Origin of the sequence: Cellulosimicrobium sp. SL-1 (assembly GCF_011033075.1) — a bacterium.
GTDB lineage: Bacteria > Actinomycetota > Actinomycetes > Actinomycetales > Cellulomonadaceae > Cellulosimicrobium > Cellulosimicrobium funkei.
This window is the reverse complement of record NZ_JAACJC010000007.1, coordinates 26,612-43,154: the sequence shown is the minus strand read 5'-3', so window position 1 is coordinate 43,154 and position 16,543 is coordinate 26,612. Positions and strand designations below refer to the sequence as shown.

The following is a 16,543-nucleotide window of genomic DNA, read 5'->3' as shown; positions in this document are numbered from 1 at the left end:
AACCGCAGCACCCCGGCCGGCACAGCGCCGGCCACGACGGCACAGACCCCGCGCCACCGCGGCGCACCGAACGGCAGGAGCCCGCAGGCCCATGGCGCGCAAGTCCTCGACCCCCTCGATCGACCCGGCCGAGGTGAACGAGAAGATCGTCGACGTCGACGTCCAGGCGGAGATGGAGACGTCGTTCCTCGAGTACGCCTACTCCGTCATCTACTCGCGCGCCCTGCCCGACGCGCGGGACGGCCTCAAGCCCGTCCAGCGCCGCATCCTCTACATGATGGCCGACATGGGGCTGCGCCCCGACCGCGCCCACGTGAAGTCGGCGCGCGTCGTCGGCGAAGTCATGGGCAAGCTGCACCCGCACGGCGACGCCGCGATCTACGACGCGCTCGTGCGCCTCGCCCAAGACTTCTCGCTCCGGCTGCCGCTGGTCGACGGGCACGGCAACTTCGGCACGCTCGACGACGGCCCCGCGGCCTCCCGGTACACCGAGGCGCGTCTCGCGCCGCCGTCGCTCGCGATGACGGCGGGGCTCGACGAGGACGTCGTCGACTTCGTGCCGAACTACGACAACAAGCTCCAGCAGCCCGAGGTCCTGCCCGCCGCGATCCCCAACCTGCTGGTCAACGGCGCGTCGGGCATCGCGGTCGGCATGGCGACCAACATGGCGCCGCACAACCTCGTCGAGGTCGTCGCCGCGGCACGCCACCTCGTCGCGCACCCGGACGCCGACCTCGAGTCGCTCATGCGGTTCGTGCCCGGCCCGGACCTGCCCACGGGCGGCAAGATCGTCGGTCTCGACGGCGTCCGCGACGCCTACCGCACGGGCCGCGGGACCTTCCGCACACGCGCCACGGCACGCGTCGAGAACCTCACGCCGCGCCGCAAGGGCATCGTCATCACCGAGCTGCCCTACCTCGTCGGCCCGGAGAAGGTGATCGAGAAGATCGCCGAGGGCGTCAAGACGAAGAAGATCCAGGGGATCACGGCCGCGACCGACCTCACGGACCGCGAGCACGGGCTGCGCATCGTCGTCGAGGTGAAGACGGGCTTCAACCCCGAGGCGGTGCTGGAGCAGCTCTACAAGTTCACGCCGCTCGAGGACTCGTTCGGCATGAACAACGTCGCGCTCGTCGACGGCCAGCCGCGCACGCTCGGCCTGCGCGAGATGCTCACGGTCTGGGTGAACCACCGGATCGACGTGGTGCGCCGTCGCTCGGCCTACCGCCTGCGCAAGCGGTCCGAGCGCCTGCACCTCGTGGACGGCCTTCTCATCGCGATCGTCGACATCGACGAGGTGATCCAGGTGATCCGCTCGTCCGACGACACGGCGACCGCCCGCGGGCGCCTGCAGACGGTGTTCGACCTGTCCGAGCCGCAGGCGGAGTACATCCTCGAGCTCCAGCTGCGCCGCCTCACCAAGTTCTCGCGCATCGAGCTCGAGAAGGAGCAGGAGACGCTGCGCCGCGAGATCGAGGAGCTCCAGGAGATCCTCGGCAGCGACGCACGGCTGCGCGCCGTGGTGTCGGGCGAGATGGCCGACGTCGCGAAGACGTACGGCACCCCGCGCCGCACGATCCTGCTGGAGTCCGCGGGCGCGGCACCGACGACGACCGCGGCGGTCCCGCTCGAGGTCGCCGACACCACGTGCTGGGCGTTGTTCTCCGCGACCGGGCTCCTCGCGCGCACGAGCGACGAGACGGAGCCCGCGCGCTCGGGGCCGCGCGCCGCGCACGACGTGCTGCGCGCCGCCGTCCGCACGACCGCGCGCGGCGAGGTCGGCCTCGTCACGAGCCGGGGCCGCATGCTGCGCGTGTCCGTGCTCGACCTGCCCGCCCTCCCGCCGACGGACAACGCGCCGAGCCTGTCCGGCGGTGTCCCGCTCAGCGAGGTCGTCGCGCTCGAGCCGGGCGAGGAGGCGGTGACCATCGCGTCGCTCGACCCCGACGCTCCCCCGCTCGCGCTCGGCACCGCGCAGGGCGTCGTCAAGCGCGTCACGCCGGGCGACGTGCCGGGCAACCGCGACGAGTGGGAGGTCATCGGGCTCAAGGACGGCGACACCGTCGTGGGCGCGGCGCCCGCGACGGACGCCGACGAGCTCGTCTTCGTCTCCAGCGACGCGTCCCTGCTGCACTTCGACGCGTCCGCGGTGCGGCCCCAGGGCCGCCCGGCGGGCGGCATGGCCGGCATCCGGCTCGCCGACGGCCAGCGGGTCGCGTTCTTCGGCGTCGTCCCGGCCGACGTGCGCGACCTCGGCGTCGTCGTCACCGTGGCCGGGTCGTCCGACGCGCTCCCCGGGACCCAGACCGGCGCCGGCAAGGTGACCCCGTACGAGCTCTACCCCGGCAAGGGCCGCGGGACCGGCGGCGTCCGCGCGCACCGGTTCCTCAAGGGCGAGGACGCGCTCATCCTCGCGTGGGTCGGGCAGGGTCCGGCGCGGGCGACCGGGTCGGGCGGGCAGTCGGTCGACCTGCCCCCGGTCGACCAGCGCCGCGACGGGTCGGGCACACCGCTCACGTCCCCGGTCACGGCCGTCGGCTAGCCAGCCCCGGTCGGCACCGTCCGGCCGTCCGTCGGGAACCTTCGGGACCTTCGCTCGACCTGCGAGCCCCCAGGATGGGGGCAGGCTCGGAGTGTGGCAGGAAACCAGGGGGGTGCCGTCCGCACGCCGCCGGAGCCGGACGGGACCGCGGGCCCCGTCGACTATCACGCCGTCTTCTCGGTCCTCACGGCCCCCAAGGCGGTCCTCGCACCGGACCTGACGATCCTCGACGCGAACGAGTCGCTCCTGCGCGCCATCGGCGCGTCCGCGAGCGCCGTCGTCGGGCGCCACTACCTCGACGTCTTCCCGGCCCAGGGGCCGGACCAGGGTGCCGTCGACCGGGTCGTGCTGTCGCTCGAGCGGGTCGCGCGCACGGGGCAGATCGAGATGATCGGCCCGCACCGGTACGACCTGCGCGGTCCCGGCGGCGGGTGGTCCGAGCGCTGGTGGCTCACGACGAACCTCCCGGTGCTCGACGCCGCGGGCCGGGTCACGGCCGTCGTGCACCGCGCGGAGGACGTGACGTCGGTCGTGCGGGCCCGCGGGGTCGCGATCCCGGACGTGGAGCGCACGGCCGGCCCCGCGGACGCCACCGCGCTCTCGGTCGTCGACCAGGCCCTGCTGCTCGGGTCGTCCGTCGACCGGTACGCGGAAGTCATCACGCGCGAGCGCCGCGCGTCGCTCGCCCTCCAGGACTCCGTGCTCACGCCTCCACCGCGCATCCCCGGTCTGACGATCGACGTGCGATACCGGCCGGCGGTGCCGGAGGTCCACGTCGGCGGCGACTGGTACGACGCGTTCGTCCACCCCGACGGCGAGGCGACCGTCGTCGTGGGCGACGTGACGGGGCACGACGTCGCCGCCGCCGCCCACATGGCCCACCTGCGCGGCGTGCTGCGCTCGGTCGCGTTCGCGACGGACGCCGGGCCCGCCGAGGCGCTCGACGCCGCCGAGCGCACCGCCGAGGGTCTCGGGCTCCAGGCGCTGTCCACCGTCGCCGTCGCGCGCATCGGCACCCCCGGCCTGACGCGGCGGCGCACGGTGCGCTGGGCGAGCGCCGGGCACGTGCCGCCCGTCGTGCGTCGCGCGGACGGGACCGCCCACCTGCTCACGGCACGCCCGTCACCGATGCTCGGCGTCGGGCTCGGCGGCCCGCGCGCCGAGCACGAGACGTCGCTCGACCCGGGCGACACGCTCCTGCTCTACACCGACGGGCTCGTCGAGCGCCGGGACCGGTCCCTGCGGGACGTGCTCGACGAGCTGCCGGGCCGCGTCGAGGCGCTCGGCGACGTCGCGCCGGACCAGCTGCTCGACGGGCTCCTCGCCGAGCTCGTGCCGCTCGGTTCCCAGGACGACGTCGCTCTCGTCATGGTGCACGTCGACGGCGAGGGCACGGCCACGGGCGCCTAGCCAGGTACTGCCAGAACCCTGCTGGAGCGGGACTCCCACGCGGCCCCGGGACAGGTGTCGAATGGTGCGCGTACCCCACAGCGAGGAGAGCTCCATGAAGGCCACCGTCATCTACGGCGCGGGCGACGTCCGCGTCGAGACCCGTCCCGACCCGGCGATCCTCGAGCCGACCGACGCGATCGTGCGCGCGGTGCGCGCGTGCGTCTGCGGCTCGGACCTGCACCCGTACCGGTCGATGGGTCGCACCGACGAGGGCGTCCCGATCGGCCATGAGCTCCTCGGCGTCGTCGAGGAGGCCGGGTCCGCCGTCACGACGGTCCGCCCCGGCGACCTCGTGATCGCGCCGTTCGCCTGGTCGGACAACACGTGCGACGTGTGCCGCGACGGGTTCCAGACCGCGTGCCCCCACGGGGGCTTCTACGGCAACCCCGGCGACGTCGGCGGCCAGCAGGCCGAGCTCGCGCGCATCCCGCTCGCGGACGGCAGCCTCGTCGCCGTGCCGGACGTCGACGAGTCGAGCCCGCTCCTGCCCTCGCTGCTCACGCTCTCGGACGTGTACCTCACGGGGTACCACGCCGCGCACATGGCGCGCGTGTCCCCGGGCCAGACCGTCACCGTCGTCGGCGACGGCGCGGTCGGGCTGTCCGCCGTGCTCGCCGCACGCCGGATGGGCGCCGAGCGCATCATCCTCATGGGCCGTCACGAGGCCCGGACCGACCTGGGGCGCGAGTGGGGCGCGACCGACGTCGTCGCCGAGCGCGGCGCCGAGGGCGTGCAGCGGGTCCTCGACCTCACGGACGGCCTGGGCAGCCACGTCGTCGTGGAGGCCGTCGGGCACCTGCCCGCCTACGAGCAGTCCTACGGCGTCGTGCGCGCCGGTGGCGTGATCAGCCGCGTGGGCGTCCCGCAGTACGACGACGCCCCCGTCGGCTTCGCCTCGCTGTTCGGCCGCAACATCACGCTCACCGGCGGGCCTGCCCCCGTCCGCGCCTACCTCGAAGACGCGATCCCGCAGGTGCTGAGCGGCGCGATCGACCCCGGCCGCGTGTTCGACCAGGCCGTCGCGCTCGACGACATCGCCGAGGGCTACGCCGCGATGGACCGCCGCGAGTCCCTCAAGACCATCGTCACGTTCTGACCGGCGAGACGCTCGGACCGGGCGTGCGCGGTGTGGGGGCGCCGCCCGCCCACGCCGCGCGTCGTCGTCCCGCACTACCGTGAAGGACGTGGAGGCCATGGACAACCGTTCCGAGGTGCGTGAGTTCCTCATGAGCCGTCGAGCGCGGGTGACACCCGAGCAGGCGGGCATCGAGACGTACGGCGGCCGTCGACGCGTCGACGGGCTGCGCCGCGACGAGGTCGCCCGTCTCGCCGGGGTGAGCGTCGACTACTACACGCGGCTCGAGCGTGGGAACCTGCGGGGCGTTTCCGACGCCGTGCTCGAGTCCGTCGCGCGGGCGCTCCTCCTCGACGCGGCCGAGCGGGAGCACCTGCTCGACCTCGCGCGCACCGCCAACCCCGTCGGCGCGCGCCCGCCGCGCGGCCACGGCGACACGCCGGTGCGCCCGGAGCTGCAGTACCTGCTCGACGCGATCACCACCGCGCCGGCGTTCATCCAGAACAACCGCATGGACCTCGTCGCCGCCAACGCGCTCGGGTCCGCGATGTACGCGCCCATGATCGCGGGCTCCGCGGGACCGGCGAACTTCTCGCGCCACATCTTCCTCGACCCCGCGTCCCACGACTTCTACCCCGACTGGGACCGGGCGGCCTGGACGAACGTCACGATCCTGCGCCGCGAGGCGGGCCGCAGCCCGCACGACAAGCGGCTCCAGGCCCTCGTCGGCGAGCTGTCGACGCGCAGCGAGCGGTTCCGCGAGCTGTGGGCGTCCCACGACGTGCGGCGGCACTACGCCGGGCAGAAGACGTTCCGGCACCCCGTCGTGGGGGACCTCGAGCTGCATTACCAGACGCTCGAGCTCCACGGCGACCCCGGGCTCGGCATGACCGTGTACACCGCGACGCCGGGGTCCCCGACGGAGGAGTCGCTGCGCCTGCTCGCGTCGTGGGCGGCCACCGCGGCCTCGACCACCGCGACCCTCATCGACTGAGAGGAACCCATGGACCTGGACGACCTGCTGGCCGAGCTCGACGCCGGGCGGACGATCCCTGGCGGCTCGCCGCTGCACGCCGTCATGCACCGCACGAGCCAGGAGGCGCTGCGCATCGCCGGTGAGCTCAACGGCGCGTACCGCTCACCCGAGCGGGTCCGCGAGCTCCTCGCGGAGCTGACGGGCAAGCCCGTGCACGAGTCCGTGAACCTCTTCCCGCCCTTCACCGCCGACTTCGGCAGGAACATCACCCTGGGGCGTGACGTGTTCATCAACTCCGGCGCCCGGTTCCAGGACCAGGGCGGCATCGTCGTGGGCGACGGCTGCCTGCTCGGGCACAACGCCGTCCTCACGACCCTCAACCACGACCTCGACCCGGCCCGCCGCGCCGACATGCACCCGGCGCGCGTCGTCCTCGGGCGCAACGTCTGGCTCGGGGCGAGCGTGACCGTCCTCCCGGGCGTGACGATCGGGGACGACGCCGTCGTCGGGGCCGGTTCCGTCGTCACCCGGGACGTGCCGCCGCGCACGGTCGTCGTCGGCTCACCCGCTCGCGTCGTCCGCTCGCTCGACGCCTGAGGCCTCAGTCGCCCTCGAACCGCAGCTCTGACCCGAGCTCCCGACGACACCGTTCGGCGAGCGCGACGACCGCGCCCAGGACGACGGCGTCGGGAGGGGACGAGCGGTCCATCAGGATGTGCAGCTCGTCGAGGAGCTGTTCCATCTCGGAGCCGCTGAGCACGACGTCACCGTACGGATCGACCCGCGCGAGCATCGGCAAGCCGCTCGTCGGGAGCAGCCGGGCCAGCACCTCACCGTCGTCGGGCACCACGTCGACAGACGTCGTGGAACGACGCCGGGGACTCGTCCCCTGCTGGACGACCCTCACGAGCGTCACGTCGACGCCCATGCGGCCCCTCCCTTCTCCGCGACGGGGACCACCGCCGCACGCTCTCGACGGAGCACACCGAGCACGAGCAGCACCTGGCCGACGACGTAGGTGAGCATGACCCAGAAGCCGTGCCCGGGCAGGTCGTACCACGGGGCGAAGGCGTTCAGTGCGATGAGCGCGTCGGACAGGAGGAAGACCGCACCGCCGACCGCGGCGAGCCGGTCGACGCCCGTCGCGACCACGGCCATCGTCACGAGGCACACGCCGTACACGACGACCGGGACGAGCAGCGACCCGGCGCCGGGCGCGCACGCGACGACGAGCGCCACGAAGGCCAGCAGGTAGGGGGCGAGCGCGAGCGGCCGGCGCAGCACCGAGCCCGCGCGGTACGGCCAGAACGCGATCGTGTACGCGATCTGGGCGCAGAGGAAGAACCCGACCATGACCAGGAAGGCGGTGTCGCCGTCGGCGAGGTCGGGTGCGGTGTCGCCGAGCCACGAGAAGCCCAGCGCCACGAGCGTGAGACGGACGAGCCGCGAGCGCCGGCCCGGGTCGTCGGCGGCGCGACGCCGCGTGGCGAGCCCGAGGCACCCGGCCAGGACCGGCATGAGGAACCACTGCGACGTGTCGGCGAGCGTCTCGGCACCCAGGAGGTGTGCGACGAGGTGGACGAGGGTGAGCAGGGCGAGCACGCCCCACGCGGCGAGCATGGGCGTCGGAACTCCTTCGGTCGTGCTGTCGGCGTCGTTGCCGGGACGAGAGATTGTAGGCCCGGACGCCCTCACCGCCGGGGCGCGTAGCCAGGAGCACCGGCGACGACCGCGTCCATCGCGGCCCGGCAGCGGCCCAGGAGCTCGGCGACGTCGGCGGGACTCGAACCTCGGGGACGCTCGGCCGGGAGGATCGTCAGCCGGATCGGCGGTCGCGGGCGCCACGGAGGCCGCCGGCCGTACGTGTAGACCATCGGCACGACCGGCACGCCCAGCCGGCACGCGTACACGAACGCGCCGCGCTGGAACGACCGCAGGCTCGTGTCGTACATCACCAGCTCGCCCTCGGGGAAGAAGTGGATCCCCTGGCCCGCCTCGACGGTCCGGCGCAGCCGCGCCTCGAACGCGCCGAGCTCTCCCGGCGCCCGGGGCAGCGGGACGGCGAGCAGGTGACCGACCAGGACGCCGGCCACGGGCAGGTGGAAGTTCTCCGGCTGGGAGACGACCGCGACGCGGCGGCCGCGGAACTGCCCGGCGACCCAGGGGCCGTCCAGGTAGTGCACGTGGTTCGCGACCGTGACGACGCCGCCGACCACGGCCGTGAGGTGCTCGCGACCCGTCACTCGCAGCCCGTGGACGAGGTAGCCGTACCCGCGCACGACGGGCATGGCGACGTCGAAGAACACCGCGTCGACGCGGCTCCAGAGCCGCGGCGTCGGGCGCCTGCGCGCGCGGTCAGCGGCCATGCGCGCGCCCTCGCGCCCTGCCCTCGGTGTCGTCGTGGTCGGCATCCCCGGGAGCCGCCTGACCCTCGTCGACCGCCCGGCGCAGCATCTCCTCGATCCGCGGGACGCACACGTCGAGCGTGTGCTTCGCGCCGACCACGGCGTAGGCCTGACCCATGCGGGCTCGCTCGTCGTCGTGCTCGATCCAGTAGTCGATCGCGCGGGCGAGGTCCACGGCGTCCCCGGCGCGGAACAGGCTGCGCTCGTCGAGCGCGAACTGGCCAGTCGCCGACGCGCGAGAGTCGGAGATCACCGGGACCAGGCCGGTGGCGACAGCCTCGAGGCACCCGACGGCCTCGATCTCTGCGTCGGCCGCGTGCACGTACAGGTCGCTCATCGCCAGCACGTCCCGGAGGTCGTCCTGGGCGAGGAAGCCGATCCTCGGCGGGTTCGGCAGCGTCGCGCCCCGCTGCGCGTACCGCGCGGCGAGCGGGCCGCGGCCGGCGAGCACGACCTGGATGCGCTCGGCGTACCGGGACCGACGGACGGCCTCGAGCAGGACGTCCTGCCGTTTCTCCCGCGACAGCCGCCCGGTCATCGTGATGACGAACCTGCCGGCCAGGCCGGCGCTCTTGGGCAGCGTGCGCGGAACGAAGCGCGGGTCGACGCCGTTCGACACCACGTGCAGGGACGCCCGGTACCCGTGGGCGCGCAGCTCCCCCGCGATGAACCGGCTCGGGCAGTGGACGTGCTCGAACCGGTCGTAGAACGGCCGGAACACGGCGTACACGAGGTCGTTCAGCGGCCCGACCCGCCCCACGCCGAGGCTGTACGTGACGTTCTCCGGCTGCACGTGGAACGCGGCGGTGGACGGGACGCCGAGGGTGTCGGCGAGCCGCTTGGCTCGGGCGCCGAGCCAGAACGGCGACAGGACGTGCGCGACGTCGGCCCAGCGGAGCGCCTTGCGCAGCACCTCGTCGTCGGGCTTGGCGAGGACCCAGCCCTGGCTCGCGATGACTCGGTCGAAGCCGGGGACAGCGAGCGCTTCGAGCCGGTAGCGCACGAAGCCGTCCACGGACTTCTCGTCGTCGGCGTCGCCCTCACGTCTCGCGCCTCGGCAGCAGGCGATGCGCACCTCGTGGCCCCGGTCGCGCAGCGCCTTCGCGAAGCGTCGGGCCGAGATCGTGGTCCCGTTGGTGGGATCCTCGAACTGGTCGATGACGAGCAGGACGCGCACGCGCGGCTCCCTGAGAACGCTCGACGGACGGCCCGCGCCTCGAGGCGGGATGCCGCCAGGCTAGGGGATGGCCGGGGGCGGGGACGGGACCCGGCGGGTGCGTGTCGTGCCGTCGGCGCCTGCACGCCCGGGTGACAGCCGCGCACCGCCGGGCGGTCGGCGCGCGGCGGCGGACTCCTCGGGCGCGTCGGAGACAAGGACGCGCCCGTCCCGCACGTCGACCGGCTCGGAGCGTCCACGGACGGCGTGGACCTGCGCAGCTTCAGCCGCAGCATCTCGCCGCCGCCCTGGTCGAGCCGGACGCTCAGGGGACGGTCGGTGAGCTGCACGACCGCGCACCCACTCGGCGAGCCGCTCGGCGCCAGGCGCCCACGGGTCGCGCGCGCAGGCCTGCGACGGGGCGGGGCCGACCCGGGGCGCGACCGGTGCCCGCCCCCGACCTCAGGCGAAGCGGTCCGACCACGGTGCCCCTCGGGGACCGAGGCCCTCGGTACCCCCGACGAGAGCCACCCTCCCGGCCCGATGCCGTGGCACGACTCCGCGTCCCGGACGGGACACGGAGTCGTGCCGCCGTAGCTTCCGGCGGTGCCTCAGGCGTTCGCGAGCTCGCGGGCCTCGTCGGCCAGCTGGTCCTCGTAGCGACGCACGACGCGGCTCACGGTCGACCGCGACGCCGAGACCCGCTGGGCGATCTCGCGCTGGTTGAGGCCCTCGCGCGCGAGCTCGACGATGCGGCGGTCGCGCTCGGCGGTCGGGTCCTCACCGAGCGTCGCCTCGACGTCGTCCGCCGTCGTCGCCTCCACGTCCTGCGGTCGCGGGAGGTCGAAGACCTCCACGCGCCGCGTGTGGCCCGTCACGGCCGGCGGCTCGGGAGCCGACGACGTCTCCGCCTCCTCGGGGACGGGCTGCTCCCACGGGAGGGGCCGCGTGCGACCGAAGATCTCCTTCACCCGCGCCTCGAGGTCCGGCAGGGCCTCGAACGCGGGCTCGGCGGCGGGCGTGCCCTGCGCGGTCTCCGCGTCGGACGCCTCGACCGGCGCCTCGGCGGCGGGGAGGTCGCGGGTGACCTCGCGCACCGGCAGGTCGGACGACGGCGCATCGCCCGTCGGGACCTCGTCGGACAGATCGGCGTCGGTCACGGTGACGACCGGCCCGGCCGTCGACGGAGCCTCGACCGCGTCGGTCTCGTCGACCGCGTCGTGGCGCACCGGCTGCGGGGCGAGCAGCGCCGGGCCGCTCACCCCGGCAGTCACGGCGGCCACGACCGCGGGCGCCTCGGCGGGCGCGTAGGCCTCGCGACCCGCAGCCCCGGCCTTGCCGCGCGCGGTGCCGCGCTTCGCGGAGCTCGCCCCGATGAGGTCGAGCCGGTTGCCGTGCCGCTCCGCGGCCTCCAGGCGGTCGACCCAAACCTGCATGCGGCGCTCGAAGTCCTCGACCGTGAGCAGCTTGAGCGCGGCGTCCCGGGCGGCGCGCTGGCGCTCGTGCGCAGCGCGGACCTTGCGCAGGTCCGCCGGGGAGCCAGCGCTGTCGGCGCGCGCGTCGCGCCACTGCTCCAGCGCGGACACGTACCCGTGGACGCGCAGCTCACGACGGCGCTCCTCGAGGGTGTGGCCCGTGACCATGTGCCGCTCCCCCACGAGGGCGAGGTGCCACATGAGCGCGGCGACCAGCGGCGGCACGAACCGGAACACCACCATGTAGGGCGTGCTCGCGGTGGGGACGGCGATCTCGTGGAGAGCGGCGAACAGGCCCGACGTCCCCGAGAGCACCCACGTGAGCGCGAGGAGCACGCCGTACGGCCGCCCCTCGAGAGCCGCGTTGCGCGCCATGAGCGCCACGGCGACGAGGCTGATCTCGAGGAAGCCCGCCAGCCCGTACGCCTCGAGCGGCGACATGTGCGCCACCTCGAGACCGAACAGGACCATGCCGCTGTACGCCAGGGCGGTGGCGATCGTCGCCGCGATGACCACCGCCACCATCGGGAGATGCCTGCCGCGGTAGCGCACCTGCCGCGCTGAGCCGCCCGCGGCGGTCTGGTCCTGCTGTGTCACGTCGTCCTCCGAAAAGTCGTGTGGGCGCACATATCCCAACACTCAGGACGATCCGCGTCAACGTACCGGAAGGGGCGAACCGCGAACAGGTGCGGGCGGCACCGCACGACCTGCCGGGAACAGCACGACGCCGCGCCCCCGGACGGGGACGCGGCGTCGGTCGGAGCAGTGGCGTCAGACGTTGAAACCGAGCGCGCGGAGCTGCTCCTTGCCGTCGTCGGTGATCTTCTCCGGGCCCCACGGCGGCATCCAGACCCAGTTGACGCGGAAGCCGTCGACGAGGCCCTCGAGGGCCTGCGCGGACTGGTCCTCGATGACGTCCGTCAGCGGGCAGGCCGCGGACGTGAGCGTCATGTCGATGACGGCGTGGTTGTTCTGGTCGATCTGGATGCCGTAGACGAGGCCGAGGTCGACGACGTTGATGCCGAGCTCGGGGTCGATGACGTCACGCATCGCCTCCTCGACGTCCGCGACGTTCGGCGGGGTCGGCGTGGCGCCCTCGACGGGCGCGCCGGTCTCGGTGGTCATCGGTTCTCCTCCGTCGTTCCCCGCGCGGCGAGCGCCGCGTCGGAAGCCATTGCGGTCGATACGTCGCCCCGCGTGCTCAGGGCGCCCGAGGTGACGAGCGAGTCGCGCAGCGCGGCCCAGCCGAGCAGGGCGCACTTGATCCGTGCAGGGTAGCGCGAGACGCCCGTGAACACCGTGGCGTCACCGAGCTCGTCCTCCGCGGCCTCGTCGAGGCCCTTGCCGCGTGAGCCCATGAGCTCGCGGAACACGTCGCCGAGGTGCTCGGCCTCGGCGGCCGGCCGGCCCGTCACGAGGTCGGTGAGGACGGACAGGGACGCCTGCGAGATGCTGCAGCCCTGCCCCTCCCAGCTCACGCGGTCGATGGTGCCGTCGGCGAGCTCGACGCGCAGCGTCACCTCGTCGCCGCACGTGGGGTTCACCTGGTGCGACTGGCCGCTCGCCGCGCCCTCCGCCACCTCGACCAGGCCCCGGCCGTGCGGGGTCTTCGCGTGGTCCAGGATGACCTGCTGGTACATCTGCTCGATCGAGCTCATCGGGTCCTCTCTCAGTCCACCGAGAAGAACGCGCGCACCCCGGCCAGTGCTTCCCGGAACGCGTCGACGTCCTCGCGCGTGGTGTACACCGACGCGGACGCGCGCGCGGTCGCGGCGATCCCGAAGCGGCGGTGCAGGGGCTGGGCGCAGTGGTGACCCACGCGCACGGCGATGCCCGCGTCGTCGAGCACCTGGCCGACGTCGTGCGCGTGCACGCCGTCCACGACGAACGACACGACGGCGAGCCGGCCCTCCGGCTGGCGCGGGCCGATGATGCGCACGCCGGGGATCTCCGCGATGCGCAGCAGCTCCGCGGCGAGCTCGTGCTCGTGCGCGGCGACGCCGTCCATGCCGAGCTCGTGCAGGTACTTCGCGGCGGCGCCGAACCCGACGACCTGCGCGACGGGCTGCGTGCCCGCCTCGAACCGCTGCGGCGGCGCCATGTACGACGACTCGGTCATCGTGACGACCTCGATCATCGACCCGCCGGTCGTCACGGGCGGCAGCGCCTCGAGCAGCTCGCGCCGCCCGTACAGCACGCCCACGCCCGTGGGCCCGAGCATCTTGTGCGCCGAGAACGCGGCGAAGTCGACGCCGAGCGCGGGCAGGTCGACCGGCAGGTGCGGCACGGACTGGCACGCGTCGAGCACCGTGAGCGCCCCGACCTCGCGTGCCCGGGCCACGATCGGCTCGACCGGCGTCACCGCGCCGGTCACGTTCGACACGTGCGTGAAGGCCACGACGCGGGTGCGCTCGGTGATGACGGTCGCCGCGTCCTCGACACGCACGCGGCCGTCGTCGTCCACCTCGAACCAGCGCAGGACGGCCCCGGTGCGGGCCGCGAGCTCCTGCCACGGGACGATGTTCGCGTGGTGCTCCGCCTCGGTGACGACGATCTCGTCGCCCGGCGCGAGCGCGAAGCGGCGGGCCGCCTCTCCCCCGCGGCCGAGCGTCGCGTTCGAGATCCCGTACGCGACGAGGTTGATCGCGGCCGTCGCGCCGGACGTCCAGACGATCTCGCCCGGGCGCGCACCGACGAACGCCGCGACGTCGTCCCGGGCGTCCTCGAACGCCTCGGTCGCCTCCTCGGCGAGCTGGTGCGCGCCGCGGTGCACGGCCGCGTTGCGCTCCTCGTAGAAGTCGACCTCGGTGTCGAGGACGACCTGCGGCTTCTGCGACGTCGCCGCGGAGTCGAGGTAGACGAGCGGACGACCACCGCGCACGGTGCGCTCGAGCAGCGGGAAGTCCGCCCGCACGGCGGCGAGCTCGACGTCGGTCAGGCGCGCCGGACCGGCGTGCTGCCCTGCGGGGTGCGCGGTGGTCGTCATGGTCGTCTCCTCGGAGGTGGTGCGAGCGCTCAGGCCGAGGCGGCCGAGGCGGACTCGACCGCGCCGGAGAGGTAACGGTCGTAGCCCTCCTCCTCCAGGCGCTCGGCGAGCTCCGGGCCGCCCTCCTCCGCGACCTTGCCGTCGACGAAGACGTGGACGAAGTCCGGCTTGATGTAGCGCAGGATGCGCGTGTAGTGCGTGATGAGGAGGATGCCCGCGTCGGTCTCGCCGTGGACGCGGTTCACGCCCTCGGAGACGATGCGCAGCGCGTCGACGTCGAGACCCGAGTCGGTCTCGTCGAGGACGGCGAACTTCGGCTGGAGGAGCTCCATCTGGAGGATCTCGTGGCGCTTCTTCTCACCGCCGGAGAAGCCCTCGTTGACCGAGCGCTCGGCGAACGAGTCGTCCATGCGCAGTCGCTCCATGGCGCCCTTGACGTCCTTGACCCAGTGGCGCAGCGCGGGGGCCTCGCCGTCGATCGCGGTCTTCGCGGTGCGCAGGAAGTTGGACACGGAGACGCCGGGGACCTCGACCGGGTACTGCATGGCGAGGAACAGGCCCGCGCGGGCGCGCTCGTCGACGCTCATGGCGAGGACGTCCTCGCCGTCGAGCGTCACGGTGCCGCCGGTGACCTGGTACTTGGGGTGGCCGGCGATCGAGTAGGCGAGCGTGGACTTGCCCGAGCCGTTCGGGCCCATGATGGCGTGGACCTCGCCGCTGGCGATCGTCAGGTCGACGCCGCGCAGGATCGGCTTCGGCCCTTCCTTGGTCTCGACGCTGACGTGCAGGTCGCGGATCTCGAGAGTGGACATCAGTGGTTCTCCAAGAGGTTCTTGAGCTGGGGGGCGCGCGGCGCGCCGGGTCAGAGGAGGTCGGGTCAGGTGGGGGCGACGACGCGGTCGACGTCGACGAGCACCTGCTCGCCGTCGACCGTCACCGGGTAGACCGGCACGGGCCGCATCGCGGGCAGCGCGGTCGGCATGCCGGTCCGCAGGTCGAACTGCGAGCCGTGCAGCCAGCACTCGACGAAGCAGCCCTCGACCTCCCCGTCGGACAGGGACACGGCCCCGTGCGAGCAGATGTCGGAGATCGCGTGCCACCCGCCGTCGCCGTCGCGCACGACCGCGACCTCGACGACGCGCCCGTCCTCGGCCGGGAGCTCGACGCGGAGCGCCTCCTCCGGGCCGAGGTCGGACGTCGTGCAGGCGGGCTGTGCGGTCACGCCGTCGCCTCGGCGGGCTCGGCGCTCCCGTCGATGATCGACATGGACTTGCTCAGCTCGCGCTCGATCGCCTCGAGCAGGCGCTCCTCGACCGACGCGACGCCGATCTCCTGGATGAGCTCGGCGAAGAAGCCGCGGACGACGAGGCGGCGCGCCTCGACCTCCGGGATGCCGCGAGCCTGCAGGTAGAAGAGCTGCTCGTCGTCGAAGCGGCCGGTCGCGGACGCGTGCCCCGCGCCCTCGATCTCGCCCGTCTCGATCTCGAGGTTCGGCACGGAGTCCGCGCGCGCGCCGTCCGTGAGGACGAGGTTGCGGTTGAGCTCGTAGGTGTCCGTGCCCTCGGCCTCGGCCCGGATGAGCACGTCCCCGACCCACACGGCGTGCGCGCCCTCGCCCTGCAGCGCGCCCTTGTACGTCACGCGGGACTTGCAGCGCGGGACGGCGTGGTCGACGAACAGGCGGTGCTCCTGGTGCTGGTCCGCGTCGGCGAAGTAGAGGCCCACCATCTCGACCTCGCCGCCCTCGGCGGTGAACTCCGCGTCCGGGGTGACGCGCACGACGTCGCCGCCGAGCGTGACGACCACGTGCTTGAGGCGCGCGTCGCGCCCGATCCGCGCGCGGTGCGACGACGCGTGCACGGCGCCGTCGGCCCAGTCCTGGACGGACACGACGGTGAGGTGCGCGCCGTCCTCGACGACGATCTCGACCGTCTCGTTGAGCGTCGCGGCGCCCACGTGGTCGAGCACGACGACGGCCTCGGAGTGCCGCTCGGCGCGCACGAGGACGTGGCTCGCCGTCGGCGTGGAGCCGTGGCCCTCGATGCGGACCGAGGTGACGTCGGAGGCGACGGCCTCCTTCGGCACCGTGACGACCGTGGCCTGCTCGAAGGCGTTCCACGCCGTCACGGCCGTACGGTCGCCGGGCTTGCCGGCGGTGCCGAGGCGCTCGTCGTCGCGGCCGACGATCGTGACCTCGACCTCGGGCGCCTCGACGACCGTGACGCGCACGTCGCCGCCGCCGCTCTGCCCGACGATCTTGTCGTCGAACAGGGGCGCGAGGCGCGCCACGGGCGAGAAGCGCCACTCCTCCTCGCGCCCGGAGGGCACGGGGATGTCGGCGAGGTCGAACGACGTGAGCCGCTCGGCGCGCGAGCCCTGGGGCACGACGACGCCGTGGGAGTGCGCCCCGTCGGCCTGCGCGCGCGAGTGGTCGGTGGTCAGACCGGCCTCTTCGGGAACGGTGGTGGTGGTCATA

16 protein-coding genes are annotated in these 16,543 nt (G+C 73.7%); 5 read left to right on the top strand and 11 right to left on the bottom strand.

Annotated elements, in window-relative coordinates:
• The first annotated feature begins 91 nt into the window (after window positions 1-91).
• From GWJ10_RS12185 to GWJ10_RS12165, 5 genes are all read left to right on the top strand, one after another.
• The gene (locus tag GWJ10_RS12185; protein ID WP_163187745.1) at window positions 92-2,542 is read left to right on the top strand and encodes a DNA topoisomerase IV subunit A; all 2,451 of its coding nucleotides are present in this window, start codon (window positions 92-94) and stop codon (window positions 2,540-2,542) included.
• Between the two features lie 93 nt (window positions 2,543-2,635).
• The gene (locus GWJ10_RS12180) at window positions 2,636-3,952 is read left to right on the top strand and encodes a SpoIIE family protein phosphatase (protein WP_163187743.1); all 1,317 of its coding nucleotides are present in this window, start codon (window positions 2,636-2,638) and stop codon (window positions 3,950-3,952) included.
• A gap of 94 nt (window positions 3,953-4,046) precedes the next feature.
• The gene (locus GWJ10_RS12175) at window positions 4,047-5,090 is read left to right on the top strand and encodes an alcohol dehydrogenase catalytic domain-containing protein (RefSeq protein WP_206158405.1); all 1,044 of its coding nucleotides are present in this window, start codon (window positions 4,047-4,049) and stop codon (window positions 5,088-5,090) included.
• A 97-nt stretch (window positions 5,091-5,187) separates the two neighbouring features.
• Window positions 5,188-6,063, top strand: coding sequence for a helix-turn-helix transcriptional regulator (locus GWJ10_RS12170; protein ID WP_163187741.1), 876 nt, complete (start codon window positions 5,188-5,190; stop codon window positions 6,061-6,063).
• A gap of 9 nt (window positions 6,064-6,072) precedes the next feature.
• Window positions 6,073-6,642 carry a DapH/DapD/GlmU-related protein gene (locus GWJ10_RS12165; RefSeq protein ID WP_163187739.1) on the top strand — a complete coding sequence of 190 codons (570 nt, stop codon included), beginning with the start codon at window positions 6,073-6,075 and terminating at the stop codon, window positions 6,640-6,642.
• A 4-nt stretch (window positions 6,643-6,646) separates the two neighbouring features.
• Here the strand turns inward: GWJ10_RS12165 and GWJ10_RS12160 are convergent, their stop codons facing one another.
• From GWJ10_RS12160 to sufD, 11 genes are all read right to left on the bottom strand, one after another.
• A complete protein-coding gene (locus GWJ10_RS12160) occupies window positions 6,647-6,973 on the bottom strand; it encodes a hypothetical protein (protein ID WP_163187737.1) in 327 nt (108 codons plus the stop codon).
• Entirely contained in the window at window positions 6,958-7,665 is a 708-nt protein-coding gene (locus GWJ10_RS12155; RefSeq protein ID WP_163187735.1) for a lysoplasmalogenase, read from the bottom strand. The genes GWJ10_RS12160 and GWJ10_RS12155 overlap by 16 nt, the downstream gene beginning before the upstream one ends.
• Window positions 7,666-7,736: 71 nt before the next feature.
• Complete coding sequence (locus GWJ10_RS12150) at window positions 7,737-8,411, bottom strand: 1-acyl-sn-glycerol-3-phosphate acyltransferase (protein WP_163187733.1); 675 nt, start codon at window positions 8,409-8,411, stop codon at window positions 7,737-7,739.
• A complete protein-coding gene (locus GWJ10_RS12145) occupies window positions 8,401-9,627 on the bottom strand; it encodes a glycosyltransferase (RefSeq protein ID WP_163187731.1) in 1,227 nt (408 codons plus the stop codon). Before GWJ10_RS12145 ends, GWJ10_RS12150 begins: the two co-directional genes overlap by 11 nt.
• Window positions 9,628-10,217: 590 nt before the next feature.
• Complete coding sequence (locus GWJ10_RS12140) at window positions 10,218-11,678, bottom strand: helix-turn-helix domain-containing protein (RefSeq protein ID WP_163187730.1); 1,461 nt, start codon at window positions 11,676-11,678, stop codon at window positions 10,218-10,220.
• A gap of 174 nt (window positions 11,679-11,852) precedes the next feature.
• Complete coding sequence (locus tag GWJ10_RS12135; RefSeq protein ID WP_163187728.1) at window positions 11,853-12,206, bottom strand: metal-sulfur cluster assembly factor; 354 nt, start codon at window positions 12,204-12,206, stop codon at window positions 11,853-11,855.
• Window positions 12,203-12,739 (bottom strand): Fe-S cluster assembly sulfur transfer protein SufU, encoded by a 537-nt coding sequence (gene sufU / locus GWJ10_RS12130; protein ID WP_163187726.1) that lies wholly within the window; start codon window positions 12,737-12,739, stop codon window positions 12,203-12,205. Before sufU ends, GWJ10_RS12135 begins: the two co-directional genes overlap by 4 nt.
• A gap of 11 nt (window positions 12,740-12,750) precedes the next feature.
• Window positions 12,751-14,067, bottom strand: coding sequence for a cysteine desulfurase (locus GWJ10_RS12125; RefSeq protein WP_163187724.1), 1,317 nt, complete (start codon window positions 14,065-14,067; stop codon window positions 12,751-12,753).
• Window positions 14,068-14,096: 29 nt separating this feature from the next.
• Window positions 14,097-14,879, bottom strand: coding sequence for a Fe-S cluster assembly ATPase SufC (sufC, locus tag GWJ10_RS12120; RefSeq protein WP_061268222.1), 783 nt, complete (start codon window positions 14,877-14,879; stop codon window positions 14,097-14,099).
• Between the two features lie 65 nt (window positions 14,880-14,944).
• The gene (locus tag GWJ10_RS12115) at window positions 14,945-15,289 is read right to left on the bottom strand and encodes a non-heme iron oxygenase ferredoxin subunit (protein WP_021480875.1); all 345 of its coding nucleotides are present in this window, start codon (window positions 15,287-15,289) and stop codon (window positions 14,945-14,947) included.
• Window positions 15,286-16,542, bottom strand: a complete 1,257-nt coding sequence (sufD, locus tag GWJ10_RS12110) for a Fe-S cluster assembly protein SufD (RefSeq protein ID WP_114552665.1) — start codon at window positions 16,540-16,542, stop codon at window positions 15,286-15,288. Before sufD ends, GWJ10_RS12115 begins: the two co-directional genes overlap by 4 nt.
• Window position 16,543 lies beyond the last annotated feature (1 nt).

Excerpts from the sequence above, each read along its gene's own strand:
- GWJ10_RS12185 (WP_163187745.1), top strand. The coding sequence starts at position 92 with ATGGCGCGCAAGTCCTCGACCCCCTCGATCGACCCGGCCGAGGTGAAC.
- GWJ10_RS12175 (WP_206158405.1), top strand. The coding sequence starts at position 4,047 with ATGAAGGCCACCGTCATCTACGGCGCGGGCGACGTCCGCGTCGAGACC.
- GWJ10_RS12170 (WP_163187741.1), top strand. The coding sequence starts at position 5,188 with ATGGACAACCGTTCCGAGGTGCGTGAGTTCCTCATGAGCCGTCGAGCG.
- GWJ10_RS12165 (WP_163187739.1), top strand. The coding sequence starts at position 6,073 with ATGGACCTGGACGACCTGCTGGCCGAGCTCGACGCCGGGCGGACGATC.
- GWJ10_RS12160 (WP_163187737.1), bottom strand. The coding sequence starts at position 6,973 with ATGGGCGTCGACGTGACGCTCGTGAGGGTCGTCCAGCAGGGGACGAGT.
- GWJ10_RS12155 (WP_163187735.1), bottom strand. The coding sequence starts at position 7,665 with ATGCTCGCCGCGTGGGGCGTGCTCGCCCTGCTCACCCTCGTCCACCTC.
- GWJ10_RS12150 (WP_163187733.1), bottom strand. The coding sequence starts at position 8,411 with ATGGCCGCTGACCGCGCGCGCAGGCGCCCGACGCCGCGGCTCTGGAGC.
- GWJ10_RS12135 (WP_163187728.1), bottom strand. The coding sequence starts at position 12,206 with ATGACCACCGAGACCGGCGCGCCCGTCGAGGGCGCCACGCCGACCCCG.
- sufU (WP_163187726.1), bottom strand. The coding sequence starts at position 12,739 with ATGAGCTCGATCGAGCAGATGTACCAGCAGGTCATCCTGGACCACGCG.
- GWJ10_RS12125 (WP_163187724.1), bottom strand. The coding sequence starts at position 14,067 with ATGACGACCACCGCGCACCCCGCAGGGCAGCACGCCGGTCCGGCGCGC.
- sufC (WP_061268222.1), bottom strand. The coding sequence starts at position 14,879 with ATGTCCACTCTCGAGATCCGCGACCTGCACGTCAGCGTCGAGACCAAG.
- sufD (WP_114552665.1), bottom strand. The coding sequence starts at position 16,542 with ATGACCACCACCACCGTTCCCGAAGAGGCCGGTCTGACCACCGACCAC.